Source organism: Streptomyces sp. NPDC021225 (assembly GCF_044332865.1).
Lineage (GTDB): Bacteria > Actinomycetota > Actinomycetes > Streptomycetales > Streptomycetaceae > Streptomyces.
In genome coordinates this window covers 134,391-151,792 of record NZ_JBIRPV010000005.1, presented here as the reverse complement: position 1 = coordinate 151,792, position 17,402 = coordinate 134,391, and the positions used below count along the sequence as shown (strand labels likewise).

At 72.6% G+C, this 17,402-nt stretch carries 11 protein-coding genes; 1 reads left to right on the top strand and 10 read right to left on the bottom strand.

The annotated features are described in order from the left end of the window. Positions 1–239: 239 nt before the first annotated feature. Positions 240–1,679 carry an NAD-dependent succinate-semialdehyde dehydrogenase gene (locus ACH4S9_RS22865; protein ID WP_398373997.1) on the bottom strand — a complete coding sequence of 480 codons (1,440 nt, stop codon included), beginning with the start codon at positions 1,677–1,679 and terminating at the stop codon, positions 240–242. Between the two features lie 63 nt (positions 1,680–1,742). After that, the gene (locus ACH4S9_RS22860) at positions 1,743–3,008 is read right to left on the bottom strand and encodes an aspartate aminotransferase family protein (protein WP_398373695.1); all 1,266 of its coding nucleotides are present in this window, start codon (positions 3,006–3,008) and stop codon (positions 1,743–1,745) included. A gap of 204 nt (positions 3,009–3,212) precedes the next feature. Here ACH4S9_RS22860 and ACH4S9_RS22855 point away from each other — a divergent pair, with 204 nt between their 5' ends. Next, on the top strand, positions 3,213–4,877 hold the full coding sequence (locus tag ACH4S9_RS22855) for a PucR family transcriptional regulator (protein ID WP_398373694.1): 1,665 nt from the start codon (positions 3,213–3,215) through the stop codon (positions 4,875–4,877). 29 nt (positions 4,878–4,906) lie between these two features. On the opposite strand, the gene ACH4S9_RS22850 is transcribed toward ACH4S9_RS22855, so the two are convergent. The 8 genes from ACH4S9_RS22850 to ACH4S9_RS22815 form a co-directional block, all read right to left on the bottom strand. Next, the gene (locus tag ACH4S9_RS22850; RefSeq protein WP_398373996.1) at positions 4,907–8,911 is read right to left on the bottom strand and encodes a molybdopterin-dependent oxidoreductase; all 4,005 of its coding nucleotides are present in this window, start codon (positions 8,909–8,911) and stop codon (positions 4,907–4,909) included. A 231-nt stretch (positions 8,912–9,142) separates the two neighbouring features. Then, a complete protein-coding gene (locus tag ACH4S9_RS22845) occupies positions 9,143–10,486 on the bottom strand; it encodes a class I SAM-dependent RNA methyltransferase (RefSeq protein ID WP_358847745.1) in 1,344 nt (447 codons plus the stop codon). Between the two features lie 91 nt (positions 10,487–10,577). Continuing rightward, complete coding sequence (locus ACH4S9_RS22840) at positions 10,578–12,680, bottom strand: APC family permease (RefSeq protein ID WP_311723735.1); 2,103 nt, start codon at positions 12,678–12,680, stop codon at positions 10,578–10,580. Positions 12,681–12,750: 70 nt separating this feature from the next. Beyond that, positions 12,751–14,253, bottom strand: a complete 1,503-nt coding sequence (locus tag ACH4S9_RS22835) for a cytochrome P450 (protein ID WP_311723736.1) — start codon at positions 14,251–14,253, stop codon at positions 12,751–12,753. Beyond that, the gene (locus tag ACH4S9_RS22830; RefSeq protein ID WP_311723737.1) at positions 14,250–14,861 is read right to left on the bottom strand and encodes an ATP/GTP-binding protein; all 612 of its coding nucleotides are present in this window, start codon (positions 14,859–14,861) and stop codon (positions 14,250–14,252) included. The genes ACH4S9_RS22835 and ACH4S9_RS22830 overlap by 4 nt, the downstream gene beginning before the upstream one ends. Then, entirely contained in the window at positions 14,839–15,195 is a 357-nt protein-coding gene (locus ACH4S9_RS22825; RefSeq protein WP_311723738.1) for a DUF742 domain-containing protein, read from the bottom strand. Before ACH4S9_RS22825 ends, ACH4S9_RS22830 begins: the two co-directional genes overlap by 23 nt. Beyond that, complete coding sequence (locus ACH4S9_RS22820; protein WP_311723739.1) at positions 15,192–15,620, bottom strand: roadblock/LC7 domain-containing protein; 429 nt, start codon at positions 15,618–15,620, stop codon at positions 15,192–15,194. The genes ACH4S9_RS22825 and ACH4S9_RS22820 overlap by 4 nt, the downstream gene beginning before the upstream one ends. Continuing rightward, entirely contained in the window at positions 15,617–17,137 is a 1,521-nt protein-coding gene (locus ACH4S9_RS22815; protein WP_385346201.1) for an ATP-binding protein, read from the bottom strand. Before ACH4S9_RS22815 ends, ACH4S9_RS22820 begins: the two co-directional genes overlap by 4 nt. Between the last annotated feature and the right edge of the window lie 265 nt (positions 17,138–17,402).

The following is a 17,402-nucleotide window of genomic DNA, read 5'->3' as shown; positions in this document are numbered from 1 at the left end:
AGCGACCCGAAAAAGACGTACTTCCCCAACACCAGCCGGGACAGAATGCACTTGGCCGCCCGGGCGCTTGGGGGTTGCGCCGGCTTGGTCCTTGCTCGGCGCGTCGTGCGCGCTTGGTTCTCACGCGCGCGAAGTAGACCCTACCCGATCATGTAGACGGTCTTTCGCCCCCGCGTACGCCGAGTCAGCGTACGCACACGGCCCGCCCCGTACCGATCAACTCGGTACGGGGCACGCCGTCATCGCACCGGCACCGCCAGGTACTGGAACTCCAGGAACTCCTCGATCCCGACCCGGCCGCCCTCCCGGCCCAGCCCGGACTGCTTGACGCCGCCGAACGGCGCGGCCGGGTTGGACACCAGACCGGTGTTCAGCCCGACCATGCCCACCTCCAGCCGCTCGCCGACCCGGAAGGCGCGGTCCATGCCCTCGGTGAAGACATAGCCGACCAGGCCCCAGGGGGTGTCGTTGGCCCGGCGCACCACCTCGTCCTCGTCCTCGAAGGTGAGGATCGCCGCCACCGGGCCGAAGATCTCCGTCGCCATCAGCCGGCTGCCGGGGTCCACGTCGATGAGCACGGTCGGCGGGTAGAAGCAGCCCGGCCCCTCCGGGGTACTGCCGCCGACCAGCACCCGGGCGCCGCGCTCCACCGCGTCGGCGACCAGCTCCTCGACCTTGGCGCGGCCCGCGCCGTCGATCAGCGGGCCCACGTCGACCCCGTCCTGCGTGCCCGGGCCCACGACCAGCGCGCCCATGCGGTCGGCGAGGCGCCGGGCGAACTCCTCCGCCACCGTCCGGTGGACGAAGAAGCGGTTGGCGGCGGTGCACGCCTCGCCCATGTTGCGCATCTTGGCCACCATCGCGCCGTCCACGGCCACATCCAGGTCGGCGTCGTCGAAGACGATGAACGGGGCGTTGCCGCCCAGCTCCATCGAGGTGCGTACGACAGCGTCCGCGCACTGGGCCAGCAGCAGCCGCCCGACCTGCGTGGAGCCGGTGAAGGACAGCTTGCGGATCCTCCCCCCGCGCAGCAGCGGCTCGCAGACCTCTCCGGCGCGGGAGGTGGTGACGACGTTCAGCACGCCGTCCGGCAGCCCGGCCTCCTTGAGGATCCCGGCCAGCGCCAGGCTGGACAGCGGGGTCTGCGGAGCGGGCTTGAGCACCATCGTGCAGCCCGCCGCGATGGCCGGGCCGATCTTGCGGGTGCCCATGGCCAGCGGGAAGTTCCACGGGGTGATCAGCAGGCAGGGGCCGACCGGGCGGCGCCCCAGCACCATGCGGTTGCGGCCGTCCGGCAGGACGCCGTAGCCGCCGTCGATCCGCACCGCCTCCTCGGAGAACCAGCGGAAGAACTCGGCCGCGTACGCCACCTCCCCCCGCGCCTCGGCCAGCGGCTTGCCCATCTCGGAGGTCATCAGGGCGGCGAGTTCATCGGTGCGGGAGAGGATGATCTCGTAGGCGCGGCGCAGGATCTCGCTCCGGGCGCGGGGAGCCGTACGGGCCCACTCCTGCTGCGCCTGGACGGCCGCGTCCTCCGCGAGCCGGGCGTCCTTGGGGCCCGCGTCGGCGACCTGGCAGAGGATCTCCCCGGTGGCGGGGTCGTCCACGGGCATGGTGGCGCCGTCCGCGGCGTCCGCCCAGGCACCGGCGATGAACAGCTGCTTCGGAACGTCGTCGATGATGCTCACGGAATCACTCCTGACGGGTCAGCGGGGTCGAGTCGTGCTGCGAGATGACGGGCGTCAACGGCCCGTCGGCGAAGTGCCGACCGCCACCGCGTTCTCCCACGCCCGCAGGCCCTCGTCAATCGCCGCCTCGTCGATCACGAGCGCCGGGATCATCCGCACCACCTGGTTCCAGGCCCCGCACAGCAGCAGAAGCAGCCCCTCGTCCACGGCGGCCCGCTGCACCCGGGCGGCGGTCTCGGGGTCGGGCTCGCCGTCCTCGGTGACGAACTCGCCGGCCAGCATCAGCCCGAGGCCCCGTACGTCCCCGATGGCCGGGGTCCGCTCGGCCACCGCCTCAAGGCCCAGGCGCAGCCGCGCCCCCATCGCCTCGGCGTTCTCCACGAGCTTCTCGTCGCGCACGACGTCGAGGGTGGCGCAGGCCGCGGCGCACGCCACCGCGTTGGCGCCGTACGTGCCGCCCTGCGAGCCCGGCCACGCCTTGGCCATCAGCTCCTCGGAGGCGGCAATGCCGGACAGCGGGAAGCCGCTGGCCAGCCCCTTGGCGGTGACCAAAATGTCCGGCACGACGCCGAAGTGCTGGTGTCCCCAGAACCGTCCGGTGCGGCCCACGCCGGTCTGCACCTCGTCGAGGATCAGCAGGAAGCCGTGGCGGTCCGCCCGCTCCCGCAGCCCCTCCAGGAAGGCGCGGGTCGCGGGCACGTATCCGCCCTCGCCGAGCACCGGCTCGACGATGACCGCGGCCGTGTCGGCGGGCGAGGAGATCGTCTGGAGCGTGTAGTCGAGCTCCCGGAGCGCGAAGCGGGTGGCGGTCTCCTCGTCCCAGCCGTACCGGTAGGCGGTCGGGAACGGGGTGACGACCACCCCGCTCATCAGCGGCGAGAAGCCGGACCGGAAGCGGATGCCCGAGGTGGTCATGGCGGCGGCGGCCACGGTCCGGCCGTGGAAACCACCGTGGCAGACCAGGACGTTGGGGCGGCCGGTGGCCTGGCGGGCCAGCCGCAGCGCGGCCTCCACGGCCTCGCTGCCGGAGTTGGTGAAGAACAGGCTGTCCAGGCCGGGCGGCAGCACCTCGCCCAGCTTCTCGACCAGCCGCCGCAGCGGCGGGTGCATGACCGTCGTGTACTGGCCGTGGACGAGCGTGCCCACCTGCTCCTGGGCGGCCGCGACCACGCTGGGGTGACAGTGGCCGGTGCTGGTGACCCCGATGCCCGCGGTGAAGTCGAGGTAGCGGCGCCCGTCCTCGCCGTAGAGGTGGACGCCCTCGCCCCGGACCGCCACCACGGGTGTGGCCTGGCGAAGGTGCGGCGACAGTGCGGTCATATGCGTCTCCGGCCTGGGTGGTGGTGTGTGCTTCGGCCCTTCGAGGATTCCCACCGCCCCGGCCGTCGACAACGCGTGAACTGTCCAGGGCGGCCGCGTCGTTCGGACAGTGTGTCAACCGCACGGCCCTCTCGGCCGCCCTCCGACCGCTCTTGCGCAGGTCAGCGATGCTTGTCAGAGTGGCCCGACACGCAGGGAGGCGCCGTGGGCGAGAACCACCGGGCGGCCGGGCCACCGGACGCGGACGGCCCGGGCGCGACCGCGGTCGGCCACCCGCTCACCGTGGCCGACGTGCTGGCCTTCCCCGTCCTGGCCGCCGGGCAGCCCCGGGTGGTCACCGGCGCGGCCGGACTCGGCCGCCCGGTCCGCTGGGTCCACATCACCGAGCTGACCGACCCCGCCTCCTTCCTCAAGGGCGGCGAGCTCGTCCTGACCACCGGCATGCCCCTGCCCGAGGACGCGGCGGGGGTGCGCCGATACGTGGACGAGCTCGCCGACATCGGGGCCGCCGCGCTGGTCATCGAGCTGATCCGGCGCTACCACCGGCCGCCGCACGCGCTCGTCCAGGCCTGCCGGAACCGTGGCCTCCCCCTGGTCACCCTGGCGAAGGACGTCAACTTCCTGGAGGTCACCCAGGTCGTCCACGCGCGCATCCTCGGCGACCAGGCGGAGGCGATGCGCAGGACCCAGCGGATCCACGAGGCGTTCACCGCGCTGACGCTGCGCGGCGCGGGCCCGGAGGACGTGGTGCGCGCGGCGGCGGAGATGAGCGGCCACACGGTCGTCCTGGAGAACCTGGTGCACCAGGCGCTGATCTGCGAACCCTCCGGCTCCACGGTGGAGGATGCGCTCAGCGGCTGGGAGCAGCGCTCCCGGGCGACCCCGCCCGGCGACCACGCGGAGGTGCTCGGGCCCGAGGGCTGGCTGGTGGCCCCCGTGGAGTACCAGGGGGAGCGCTGGGGCCGGGTGGCCATGCTGCCCGCCGGGCACTCCGATGCCTCCGCTTTCGGGCCCGAGGACGTGGCCGTGCTGGAGCGTACGGCGATGGCGCTGACCATCGCCCGGCTCATCCACGCCACCCCCTGGGAGCGCACGGCGCAGCGCAGCGCCCTGCGCCACCTCGCCGAGCAGCGCCACCGCTCGCCCGAGGACGCCCGCGCCCGCTTCGCCGCGCTGGGCCTGCCCGCCGACGCCGGACGTTTCGTCGCCGTCCTCATGGACCTGCGAAGCAGCGCCGACGGCGACGGCGCGGAGCCGGAGAGCCGGCTGTCCTGCGAGCTCCGGACGGCGGGCGTTCCGGCGCTCGTCGGCGCCCTGTCCCCCGGCCGGATCGGCCTTCTGCTGGCCCTGCGCCCCGGCCGGCCGTGGCGGCCCACGGTCGAACGGCTCAGCCGCGTCGCGCTGGACCTGGACCCGGGGGCGGTGGTGAGCGTCGGCTCCGAGGTCACGGACCTCTCCGACGCCGCCCGTTCGCTGCGCGAGGCGGCCCGCGTGGCCGAGGCGGCCCTGCCCGGCCAGCCCCTCCCCGCGGGCAGGTCCTTCCACGAGCTGTCCGACATCGGGCTGCGCCGACTGCTGTACGCGCTGCGCGAGGACACCCGCATCCAGAGCTACGCCGAACGGCAGCTCGGCCGGCTCATCGACCACGACGCCCGGCACCACACCGACCTGCTCGCGACCCTGCGCCACTACCTGGACGCGGCGGGCAACAAGACCACGGCGGCGCGCCGCGGCGGCCTGTCCCGGGAGACCGTCTACCAGCGCCTGCGCACCATCGAGCGGCTGCTCGACTGCGACCTCGAATCCGGCGAGCAGCGCATAGAGCTCCAGGTGGCCCTCGCGGCGCTCGACGTCCTGCGGGTGCGCTGAGCCGTCATACGGCGGCTGTCGGGGCGGGGTCAGTAGACGTCGCGCACATAGCGCTTGTCCGCGGCGAGCTGTTTGACGTACGCCGCCGCGTCCGCCTCGCTCAGGCCGCCATGGACGGCGGCGATGTCCCGCAGGGCCTGGTCGACGTCCTTGGCCATGCGGGAGGCGTCGCCGCAGACGTAGAAGTGGGCGCCGTCCTGGAGCCAGGACCACAGCTGGGGGCCGTGTTCGCGCATCCGGTCCTGGACGTAGATCTTGGCCCGCTGGTCGCGGGAGAAGGCGGTGTCCAGGCGGGTGAGAGCGCCCTCGGCGAGGAGGGCGGTCAGCTCCCGCTCGTAGTAGAAGTCGGTGGCCCGGCGCTGCTCGCCGAAGAACAGCCAGTTGGGCGCGCGATGTCCACGCGCCCGGCGCTCCTCCAGGAAGCCGACGAAGGGGGCCACGCCGGTGCCGGGGCCGACCATCACCATGGGGGTCGCCGGGTCGGCGGGCGGGCGGAAGTACGGCGAGCGCTGGACGTGGACCGGCACCGGGGTGCCGGTCGGGGCGTCGGCGAGGAAGGGCGAGCAGACGCCCTGGCGCGGCTGTCCGTGCACATTCTCGTACCGGACCACGGAGACCGTCAGCGACACCAGATGGGGGTCGGTCAGCGGGCTGGAGGATATGGAGTACAGGCGCGGCTGGAGGCGGCCCAGGACCCCGGCCCACTCCCGCGCGTCGGCCCGTATGCCGAACTCGGCGACCACGTCCACGGCCTGCCGGCCCCAGGACCACTTCGCCAGCTCGCCCTTGTTGTCCGGGCGCAGCAGCCGCTTCAACCGGTGCGGGTCGCGGGCGCGTTCGGCGGCGAAGCGCAGCAGCTCGGGGGTGACGCGGGTGATGTCCAGGTGGCGGGACAGGCCCTCGCCGAAGGAGACCTCCCCCGCGCCGTCGACGTCCACGGCGGCGTCCGTGTCCAGGCCGGTGAGGGCCAGCCACTCCGCCACGAGGTCAGGGGAGTTGAGCGGCCGCACGCCGAGCGCGTCGCCCGCCTCGTAGTCGAGGGGCTCCTCGCTGTCGCGGGTGTCGAAGGTGAACTGGCGGACCTCCTTGTCGGAACCCGGTCGGCTGAGCAGCCGGTTCCCCGCAAGGCGGGCGGTGACCGGGGCGAGGCGCTTGGCGCGCGGGGCCTGCCGCGCCGCGGGGGCCGCCGGTTCCGGGGCGGCCCGCAGGGCGGTGAGCACCCCGTCGAGCCAGGCGTGGGCCGCCGTCTCATAGTCCGGCTCGCAGTCCGCGCGCGGCGCCAGCCGCACCGCGCCCAGCTCGTCCATGCGCCGGTCCAGGCGGCGGCCGTGCCCGCAGAAGTCGTCGTACGAGGAGTCCCCGAAGGCGAGGACGGCGTAGCGCCGGCCCTCCAGGCGCAGGGCGTCGGGCGCGGCCAGGGTGTCCCAGAAGCCCGCCCCGTTGTCGGGGGCGTCGCCGTCGCCGAAGGTGCTGGTGATCAGCAGCAGATCGACGCCGGCGGGCAGGGCGGCGGGGTCGGCCTCGTCCATCGCGACCAGGGACGCGGTGTGGCCGCCCGCGGCAAGCCGCGCGGCGGTGGCGGCCGCGAACTCCTCGGCGTTCCCGGTCTGCGAGGCCCAGAGGATCACCACCTGGCGCCCCGGGGTCGCGTCGGTCACCTTGGTCGCCTTGGCCGCCTCGGCCGAGCGCTGCCGGGGGGCCGTGGGGGTACGGGAGTACATCCCGGCGAGCACGCCGTTGACCCACAGGGTGTGCTCGCGGGTGAACGGGGCGTCCAGGGGCAGCACGGGAACGCCGGGGGCGCCGGACGGGATCCCGGCCAGGAAGCCCACCAGATACCGCCGTTCGTGCTCGGCCAGCACCGGCGGCGCGGCGGGCTCCAGGCCGAAGGCGGCGGCCGGACCCTCGCCCGGGGCGGGGTTCGCCACCGCCACAGGGACCTTCACCGCAACCGGCGTGGGCACCTTCGCCAACGAGACGGCACACACCTTCAGCTCGGGCTGGAAGGACAGCGGATCGACGGCGTCACTGGTCACCGCGTTGACGCTCAGATACTCCCCGAACAGGTCGTTCCAGTGGAACGGCGCGAAGCAGGCCCCCGGCCGCACCCGGTCGGTGACGACCGCGGGCAGCACGGCGCGCCCGCGCCGCGAGGCGACCTCCACCGAATCCCCGTCGGCGATGCCAAGACCGGCCGCGTCCCGCGGGTGCACCTCCACGAAGGGGCCGGGGTTGAGCTTGTTCAGCTTGGGCACCTTGGCGGTCTTGGTCAGGGTGTGCCACTGGTGCTGGAGGCGGCCGGTGTTCAGGACGTACGGGTAGTCGTCGTCCGGCATCTCGGCGGCCGGGATGTGCGGGCGGGCGTGGAAGACGGCGCGGCCGCTCGGGGTGGGGAAGGTCGGCGCACCGTCCTCGCCGACGTACCGGATGGGGTTGCGGTCGGGCCCGTCCGCACGCGCCGCCGGCCACTGCACCGGGGTGGTCCGCAGCCGCTCGTAGCTCACACCGCGCAGGTCGTAGCCGGTCTTGGGGTTCCAGGCCCGCTTGATCTCCTCGAAGACCTCCTCGGCGCTGTCGTACGAGAACCCCTGCTCGAACCCCATCCCACGGGCGACCGCGGCGATGATCCGCCAGTCGGCCATCGCCTCACCGGGCGGGTCGGCGGCCGGCTGGGCGAGGGTGAGGTCGCGCTCGCTGTTGATGAGCACGCCCTCGGCCTCGGTCCACAGGGCGCCGGGCAGGACGACATCGGCGTACGCGTTGGTCTCGGTCTCGGCGAAGACGTCCTGGGTGACGACGAACTCGGCGGCCTCCAGGCCCTCGATGACCGTCCTGCGGTTGGCGACGGAGGCGACCGGGTTGGTGCAGATGATCCAGCACGCCTTGATCTCGCCCTCGGCCATCTTCTGGAACATCTCGACCGTGCCCTTGCCGACACCGTCCGCCCTGACCGTGCCCGCCGGCAGCCCCCACAGCTCCTCGGCGAACGCGCGCTCGTCGTCGACGAGAACCGAGCGCTGCCCCGGGAGCCCCGGCCCCATGTACCCCATCTCGCGGCCGCCCATGGCGTTGGGCTGCCCGGTCAGGGAGAAGGGCCCGCTGCCGGGGCGGCAGATCGCGCCGGTGGCGAGATGCAGGTTGATCAGGCCGTTGGTGTTCCAGGTGCCGTGTGTGGACTGGTTGAGCCCCATCGTCCAGCAGCTCATCCACTCCCCCGCCTCGCCGATCAGCCGGGCGGCCTCGCGGATGTCGTCCTCCGGGATCCCGGTGATCTCCGCGACGGCGGCGGGCGGATAGTCGTCGAGGAAGTCGGGCATCGCCTCCCAGCCCTCGGTATGCGCGACGATGAACTCGGGGTCGGTGTGGCCGTTCGCATGCAGCAGGTGCAGCAGACCGTTGAGCAGTGCCAGGTCCGTACCCGGCTTGATCTGGAGAAACAGATCGGCCTTGGCGGCGGTGGCGGTGCGCCGCGGATCGACGACGATCAGCTTCGCACCCGCCTTCACCCGGTCCATCATGCGCAGGAAGAGGATCGGGTGGCAGTCGGCCATGTTGGAGCCGATGACGAAGAAGACGTCCGCCCTGTCGAAGTCCTGGTACGAGCCGGGCGGCCCGTCGGCGCCGAGGGACAGCTTGTAGCCGGTTCCGGCGCTGGCCATGCACAGCCGGGAGTTCGACTCGATCTGGTTGGTCCGGAGGAACCCCTTGGCCAGCTTGTTCGCCAGGTACTGCGCCTCGAGGCTCATCTGCCCGGACACATACAGGGCGACCGCGTCCGGCCCGTGCTCATCGACGACGGCCCGCAGCCGCCGCGCCGTCTCCGCGATCGCCGCGTCCACGGCGGCCGGCTCCGGCTCCTCCCCCCGCGCGGGCCGCATGAGGGCCGTGGTCAGCCGCCCCGGAGCGGCCAGCATGTCCGCGGTGGTCGCGCCCTTGGTGCACAGCCGGCCGAAGTTCGCGGGATGCTCCTTGTCACCGGCCGCCTTCAGCACCGCACGCCGCCCGTCCGGCCCCCTGCCGACGTCGAGGACCATGCCGCAGCCCACCCCGCAGTACGAGCAGACCGTCCGCACCTTCGTCGTGCCCTCATTCCGCGAGCCCGGTGCGACCACGCGCGTCCCTCTCTCCTGATCGACCTAATTCGGCCCTTCGTGACCGCCGTACGTTCGTGACCGTACGAACGACTCATTACGCGGGGGTCTCCGCGGCTGATCGTCAGGGGTAACACCCACCGCACAGATACCGGTGGGGCGATGTGAGCGCGGTCAGGAGCGCTTCGCGGCGGGCTCCAGAATCGCCACGCACTCGACGTGGTGCGTCACCGGGAACAGGTCGAACGCGCGCAGCCGCCGCGGCACATAGCCCGCCTCGCGGAAGTAGGCGAGGTCGCGGGCCAGGGCCGCCGGGTCGCAGGCCACGTAGGCGATGCGGCGCGGGCCGAGGGAGGCCAGGCGGGTGACGGTCTCCTTGCCCGCGCCGGCGCGGGGCGGGTCCAGGACGATCAGGTCGGCCTCGGTGATGCCGGTGCGGGGCAGGACCTGTTCGACCTTGCCGTGCTCGATCCGGACCCGGTCCAGGTCGGCGAGGTTGTGGCGGGCGTCCTCGACCGCGCGCTTGCCGGCCTCGATGCCCAGGACCGCGCCGCGCTCCCCGACCCGCTCGGCGAGCGCGCCGGCGAAGAGGCCGACCCCGCAGTACAGGTCGAGCGCCATCTCGCCCTTGCGGGGCATCAGGCCCTGCATGACGGCCTCGACGAGTACGTCCGCGGCCTTGGGGTGGACCTGCCAGAAGCCGCCCTCGCCGACCCGCCAGGTGCGGCCCGCGGCGCGCTCGCGGACGAAGGGGCGGCCGTGTACGCGGTGCACGGCGCGGGTGCCCTCGCGGCCCTGGGGTTCGCCCATCCGCAGCACGGAGACCGGCCGGTCCAGCTCCACCAGCGGAAGCCGGCCGCCGGGGCGCGGGGTGAGGACGACCTGGCGGTCGGAGGAGCCCGTGGCGGCGATCGCCTCCACGGTCGCGATCTGCGGCCATTCGCGCTTCTCGACGCCCAGCTCGGTGACGCCGGGGGCGGCGATCAGGCAGTGGTCGACGGGCTCGACCTCGTGCGAGCGGTGGCGGCGCAGCCCCGGGCGGCCCTGCTCGTCCACCGCGTACTGGACCCGGGTGCGCCAGGCCGGGACCTCGCCGCGGGCGACCTTGTCGCCGGGGGCGGGCTCGACGGTGCCGTCCCAGCGGGCCTCCTCGGGGGTCAGCCCGGCGAGCCGGCTCAGCTGCTCGGTGATGACCTCCGCCTTCAGCCGGCGCTGGGCGCCCGGGGCCGCGTGCTGCCAGTCGCAGCCGCCGCACCGGCCGGGGCCGGAGAACGGGCACGGGGCCTCGACCCGGTCCTTGGACGCCTCCAGCACCCGCACCGCGTCGGCGCGCAGGAAGCGCGAGTCCGTCTCGCCCTCGGTCACCCGGGCCACGACGCGCTCGCCGGGCAGCGCGTGCCGGACGAACAGCACCCGGCCCTCGGCGGTGCGGGCGACGCAGTGGCCGCCGTGTGCGACCGGCCCGACCTCGACCTCGTACTCCTCGCCGACCAGCGATGCTTGGGGGTCACGGTGCATGGCGGCTCGGCTCCAGAGGGTGCGGCTGAGAGTTCGGCTGGGGGTGGTGGGGCTGGGGTGGACGAGAGCGTCCACCGATCAGCCCACCAGTCTAGGCCCTCGGCTGCCCGCCGCCGACCCTCGCCTTGTCTGCTTTTGCCTTATCGGCTTTTGCCTTGTCCGCGGCCTTCGGCTGTCCCACCGGGCCGCGGCGCACCGCGCCCGGCGCATGCCACTCGGCCCGCTTGCGGGCGCGCTTGCGGGCCAGCTCGGAGGAGTCCAGCTGCCAGGGCACCGAGGTCACCATCACGCCCGGGGTGAACAGCAGCCGGCCCTTGAGCCGCAGCGCGCTCTGGTTGTGCAGCAGGTGCTCGTACCAGCGGCCGACCACGTACTCCGGGATGTAGACGGAGATCACGTCGCGCGGGCTCTCCCGGCGCAGGCTCTTGACGTACTCGATGGCCGGCCGGGTGATCTCGCGGTAGGGCGAGTCGAGGATCTTGAGGGGGACGTCGATGCCGCGCTCGGTCCACTCGGCCTGGAGCGCCTTGGTCTCGGCCGGGTCCACGCTGACGCTCAGCGCCTCCAGCTTGTGGGAGCGCATCAGCTTGGCGTAGGCCAGGGCGCGCAGCGTGGGCTTGTGGATCTTGGAGACGAGGACGATGGAGTGCACCCGGGAGGGGCGCACGGTCGTCTCGTCCTCGTCGTCCTCGTAGGCCGACAGCTCGCCGGAGACGCTGTCGTAGTGGCGGCGGATCGCGCTCATCAGCCCGTAGAAGACGACCATGCCGAGCAGGGCGACCCAGGCGCCGTGGGTGAACTTGGTCAGCAGCACCACGACCAGCACCAGGCCGGTGAAGAAGGCGCCGAAGGTGTTGATCGCGCGCGAGCGGAGCATCCGGCGGCGCGCGGCGGGGTCCTGCTCGGTCCGCAGATGGCGGTTCCAGTGCCGCACCATGCCGGTCTGGCTGAGCGTGAAGGAGACGAAGACGCCGACGATGTAGAGCTGGATCAGCCGGGTCGAGTCCGCGCCGTAGATGTAGACCAGGATGGCGGCTGCCCCGGCGAGCAGCACGATGCCGTTGGAGAAGGCGAGCCGGTCGCCGCGGGTGTGCAGCTGGCGCGGCAGATAGCGGTCCTGGGCGAGGATCGAGCCGAGCAGCGGGAAGCCGTTGTACGCGGTGTTGGCGGCCAGGAACAGCACCAGCGCGGTGGCCGCGGCCAGCACCACGAACAGCAGGGAGCCGTCGCCGAAGACGGCCGCCGCGACCTGGGTGATCACCGGGTCCTGGGTGTAGCCCTCGCCGAGTGCCACGCCCTGCTTCAGCAGGTCCCTGGCCGGGTCCTCGGCCATCTTCACATCGGTGGTCATCGCCAGGGCGATGATCCCGCAGAACATGGTGACGGCGAGGCCGCCCATCAGCGCCAGCGTGGTGGCGGCGTTCCGGCTCTTGGGCTTGCGGAAGGCGGGCACGCCGTTGCTGATCGCCTCGACGCCGGTGAGCGCGGCACAGCCGTCGGAGAAGGCCCGCAGCAGCAGGAAGACCAGCGCGAATCCGGCGAGCCCGGTGTGCTCGGCCTTGATCTCGTAGCCGGCGGTGGGAGCCTTCATGTCGTCGCCGAGGACGAGTCCGCGGTAGGCGCCCCAGGCGATCATGATGAAGACGCCCGCGACGAAGACATAGGTGGGGATCGCGAACAGCTTGCCGGACTCGCGCACTCCGCGCAGGTTCATCAGGGTCAGCAGCAGGATGATGGCGATCGCGAACGCCGCTTTGTGCTCGACGATGAAGGGGACCGCGGACCCCAGGTTCTCCACGCCGGAGGAGATCGACACCGCCACGGTGAGCACATAGTCGACCAGCAGGGCGCTGGCCACGGTGAGCCCCGCCCGGGGGCCGAGGTTCGTGTTGGCGACCTCGTAGTCCCCGCCGCCGCTGGGGTAGGCGTGCACGTTCTGGCGGTACGAGGCGACCACCGTGAACATCAGCACGATGATCGCGACGGTGATCCATGGGCTGTAGTTGTAAGCCGACGCCCCCGCGACCGAGAGAACGATCATCACCTGCCCTGGCGCGTATGCGACGGAGGACAGCGGGTCGGAGGCGAAGACGGGGAGCGCGATGCGCTTGGGGAGGAGTGTCTCTCCCAGCTTGTCGCTGCGCAGCGCCCGCCCGATCAGGATCCGTTTAGGAACGTCGGTCAGTTTGGACACGGAGAGGATCGTAAGCGGTCGCCCGTCCCGCCGCCCACCCCACGTCGGGGGTGGGCGGCGGAGTCGCTGCTCACTGCCCGCGCCACCAGGCCGCGAAGGCGCCCCAGCGGCGCCGCTGGGCCCCGTGCTCGGACGGGGTCCGGCTCGGCTCGGCGGGCGGAGCCGACGGCGAGGAGACGGGCTCGGCGGGTGTCCGCCGGCCGTTCTCCTGGGGCCCGCGGGGCTGCTGGGGGATCCCTGCCGGGGCGGCCGTCTGGGCGGGCGCGGAGACAGCCGCCGGGACGAGCCCGGTCGTGACAGGGAAGCGGACGGGCAGCTCCGCCAGCGCGCGGTGGAAGGGGCCGGGACGCCAGGCCAGCTGGTGGGCCGGCACGGCCAGTTCCACGTCCGGGAGCCGGTCCAGGAGCTTCTCGATGGCGACCGAGGCGATCACCCGGGCCGGGCTCTCGGCGGGGCAGCGGTGGGCGCCGATACTCCAGGCGAGGTGGGCGCGGTTGCCGAGGCGGCCGTCGGAGGTCAGCTCGGGGTCCGTGTTGGCCGCGGCGTAGCTGGTGAGGATCGGCTCGCCCTGGCGGATCCGCACCCCCGCGAGGTCCAGGTCGCGGCGGGCGAACCGGGTCCCGAAGTTGGCCAGCGGAGGGTCGGTCCACAGGACCTCGTCGATGGCGTCCTGGACGGGCATGCTGCCCCCGGAGAGCTCACCCGCGAACCGGTCGTCGGAGAGCAGCAGCAGCAGCGCATTGGCGATCAGGTTCAGCTGGGGCTCGGTCCCGGCGGCCATGATCAGCGAGAGCTGCTGGAGCAGCTCGTCGTCCCCCAGCCGGGAGGGGTGGGCCAGCATCCACGAGGTGATGTCGGCTCCGGGCCGGTCGCGCTTGGTGGCGATCAGGCCCGCCATGTAGTCCATCAGCTCCTGGTTGGCCTCCACCGCGTCCTCGCCGCTGTCGAAGAGCTTCGCCATGATCCCGACCAGGCGCAGCCCGTGTTCGGCGGGGTAACCGAAGAGCTGGTTGAACACGAGCAGCGGGATGGCCGCGGCGTACTCACTGAGCAGATCCGCCTCGCCCTTGTCGGCGAAGTGGTTGATCAGCGTGTCGGCGCTGCGCTCGACGTACTCGCTCAGCGCGTACGGGTCCAGCCGGGTGAGGCTGTCGGTGATCGCGCCGCGCAGCCGGGCATGGGCCTCGCCGTCGTTGAACAGGGCGTTGTTGCGGTACATCATCATCGGGCCCACCGGGCTGTCCGGCGGGATCCGTCCCTCGTTCAGCGCGCGCCAGCCGCGGGGGTCCTTGGCGAACCGCTCGGTGTCGCGCAGCACCTCCAGCGCGAGGGAGTAGCTGGTGATCAGGTACGCCTCGACCCCGGGAGACAGCTCGACCGGGGCGATGGGCCCGTATCGGCGGAGCCGCTCGTAGTGAGCGTGCGGGTCGGCGGCGAAGTCGGGTCCGTACAGGGGCAGGCCCTGGGCGGCGGGGCGGCCGGGGCTGCCGGCTCCGGGGTGGCCCGCGTGCGCGGGACAGCCCGGTGGCGGCATGGCTCCGGCGACGGCCTCGACGTCGGGGCGGTGGGTCACGCATGCTCCTGGGAAGTCTGGGCCTGGCGGTTCTGCAGGTACTGCACAAGAGCGATCAGGGCGTGGGTCGAGGAGACCCGGTCCCGGGCGTCACAGGTGACGAGCGGGGTCTCGGGGAGCAGATCGAGTGCTTCCCGGACCTCCGCCTCGGCGAAGCGCGGCGCCCCCTCGAAGTGGTTGACGGCGACCGCGTACGGGAGGGAGTGCTCCTCCAGGATGGCCATCACCGGGAAGGACTGGTCGAGCCGCCGGGTGTCGGCGAGGACCAGGGCGCCCAGGGCGCCGCGCGTCATGTCCTGCCACAGCCGGGTGAAGCGCCGCTGTCCGGGGGCGCCGAACAGGTACAGGACCAGGGTGTCGCTCAGGGTGAGGCGGCCGAAGTCCATGGCGACGGTGGTGGTCGTCTTGTCCTCGATCCCGGCGAGGTCGTCGACGAGCGCCCCGGCCTGGGTCATCGTCTCCTCGGTGCGCAGCGGCTTGATCTCCGACAGCGAGCCGACGTAGGTGGTCTTGCCGACGGCGAAGTGCCCGACGACCAGCAGCTTCACCGCCGTTCGCACCGTCTGCGGCAGATAGACCGCCTTCTCAGAGGCGAGCGCGGAGTCCATCGAGCACCTCCTGCAGAAGCTGGATGTCGGGCAGGTCGGCCGTGGGGATGGGCGACCGCGTGGTGATGTGGCCACTGTCCACGAGGTCGCCGAGCAGGACCTTGGTGACGCTGACCGGCAGTTGCAGATACCCGGCGACCTCGGCGACCGAGAGGGCGCCGCCGAGGCACAGTTCCATCAGCCGGCGCTTCTCGGGACTGAGGCCGGCGAGCGGCCGGTCGGTGTGCGCCATGACCAGCGTCACCAGGTCGAAGGTGTTGCGGGTCGGATAGGCACGGCCGTCGGTCACGACATACGGCCGTACCAGTCCTCGTTCGCGCCGGGCCGGGGTCATGCCGGGCTGCCGATGCCCTGTCGGGTGGCGCCCTGGCGCGGCGGGCTGGTCAGCTCCTTACCGAGCCGGTCGACCAGCTTCTGCATCCGGTAGCTGACCGCCTCCATGTCCACGGACTCGGTGGCGGAGACGGCGAGGTACGCGCCGGGGCCGGCGGCGATGAGGAAGACATAGCCGCCGGCGAACTCGACGAGCGTCTGCTGCCAGGGCGTCTCCTCCCGCTCGCAGAACTCGGCGGTGGAGCGGCTGATCGACTGGAGGCCGGAGAGCGCCGCGGCCTGGCGCTCCGCCTCGTCCCGTGCGATGCCCTCGGAGTAGGCCCGCAGCATCCCGTCTGCCGAGAGCAGGATCGCGTGCCGTGCCTCCGGCATCTTCACGACCTCGTCGAGCATCCAGCCCAGCTCGTTGTTTATGTGGTCGTTCATGCCTGGCGATTCCCTTCTTCGGTTTGGGGGTCGGCGCCCTGGTTGTCGGAGCGGCCGGTGCGGGTGCCGCGTGCGAAGGCCCCCATGCGCTGGGCCGTCTCCTCGGCCGAACGGACGCGGTGCGAGCCGGTCTCGGGCTCCGGGGTGCTCGTGGGCCAGTCGTCCGCCGACTGGGCGATGGGCTGCCGGCGGCGGCGCTTGGGCAGCCCGCCGGCCGTCGAGCCGTAGGTACGTGACGCTTCGTCGATCTCGGACGGGTGGTCCAGCCCGGACGGGGGCTGGGCCTCCGGGGCGGGCGCGGACGGCTGCGGCGCGGACGGCTGCGGCGCGGGCCGCTGGGGCGTCCGCTGCGGCGGCACCCCCGGCTGGGGCACCTGCTGCTGGGGCACCTGCTCCGCGGGCGGCTCGGTCCGGCGGGCGGCGCGGGTCTTGCGGGTGGGCAGGGAGGGGATGGTGTGCAGGGACGACTGCTGGGGCTCCTGCGGCACGGCCTGCTGCCCGCTGCCCTGGTCCTCGGCGTCGACGTGGGTGAGCAGCGCGGTGGGGAGGAAGAGCACGGCGCGCACACCGCCGTACGGGGACCTGGTGTCGACGGAGACGCTGAAGCCGTACCGCGCGGCGAGCAGGCCGATGACGGCGAAGCCGAACTGGGGCGGGTCGCCGAGCCGGGCGACGTCGACGGCGCGCTCGCCGGACAGCAGCCCGGCGGCGCGCTGCACCTCCAGGCCGTCCATGCCGACGCCGGCGTCGTCGATCACGATGACCGCGCCGTTGTGCACCGGCTGGAGGCTGACCTCGACGTTGGTGTTGGGCTGCGAGTGGCGGGCGGCGTTGTCCAGCAGCTCGGCGACGGCGAGCACGACCGGCTCCACCGCCCGGCTCACCACGGCGACGTCGACCAGGGCGTGCACCTGGACCCGGCGGTAGTCACGGATCCGGGACTTGGCGCCCCGTACGACATCGGTCACCGGGGAGGAGATCCGCTGACGGCCGGGCCAGGACCCGCACAGCACGGCGATGGCCTGGGCGCGGCGGCCGAACTGGGAGTTGGAGTGGTCGATCTCCAGGAGGTCCCGGAGCACATCGGGGTTGTCGTGCCGGTCCTGCATCTGGGAGATCGACAGCTGCTGCTCATTGGCCAGACCCTGGAGGGCGCGCATCGACGCCTTGAGCGCCGCCTTCGCCGAGGCGTCGGCCCTCGCCTGTGCCTTGTCCACCGCGCGGGTGAACAGCTCCACGACCCCGTGCAGACTCTGCGCGAAGGCGGTGCCGGCCAGCCTTTCGTCCCTCAGCCCGGGCAGCGGCGAGGGTTGGCTGAGCGTGTCCGCGATGACCGGGAGGCGCATCTCGAGGAGATGCTGAAGCTCCTCGTCGCGCGCCCTCAGGTTGTCCTCGAGTGTGGCGTTACGCCTGCGCACGCCGGCGTTGATCGTTCGCTGGCGTATCAGCAGGACGAAGACGACGAGCACGACGACGGCCAGGCACCAGCTCACCGCCTCCGATATGTGATCTGTCATCAGAATCCTCGTGCAGGAGAACGCGGGCGCGGAAGGAACGGTTCAGTGCCCTGATGTCCCGTCCGGAAACGGAATACGGCGATCATCTTAGCCACGCCGGTGACCAGACGTCCGATGCGCGCATCAACATTCGAACTGCGGGGCCATGATTGCCGTTTCTGGTGAAGATCCCATGAAGATCGGGAAGGCGGCGGGGAGATGGTGATGCCTCAGCCCGGGACAAATACGACCACCCCGCCGTCGAGCCGCGATGCCACCCCGCCCC

Excerpts from the sequence above, each read along its gene's own strand:
- ACH4S9_RS22860 (WP_398373695.1), bottom strand. The coding sequence starts at position 3,008 with ATGACCGCACTGTCGCCGCACCTTCGCCAGGCCACACCCGTGGTGGCG.
- ACH4S9_RS22850 (WP_398373996.1), bottom strand. The coding sequence starts at position 8,911 with ATGGTCCTCGACGTCGGCAGGGGGCCGGACGGGCGGCGTGCGGTGCTG.
- ACH4S9_RS22845 (WP_358847745.1), bottom strand. The coding sequence starts at position 10,486 with ATGCACCGTGACCCCCAAGCATCGCTGGTCGGCGAGGAGTACGAGGTC.
- ACH4S9_RS22830 (WP_311723737.1), bottom strand. The coding sequence starts at position 14,861 with ATGGACTCCGCGCTCGCCTCTGAGAAGGCGGTCTATCTGCCGCAGACG.
- ACH4S9_RS22825 (WP_311723738.1), bottom strand. The coding sequence starts at position 15,195 with ATGACCCCGGCCCGGCGCGAACGAGGACTGGTACGGCCGTATGTCGTG.
- ACH4S9_RS22820 (WP_311723739.1), bottom strand. The coding sequence starts at position 15,620 with ATGAACGACCACATAAACAACGAGCTGGGCTGGATGCTCGACGAGGTC.
- ACH4S9_RS22815 (WP_385346201.1), bottom strand. The coding sequence starts at position 17,137 with ATGACAGATCACATATCGGAGGCGGTGAGCTGGTGCCTGGCCGTCGTC.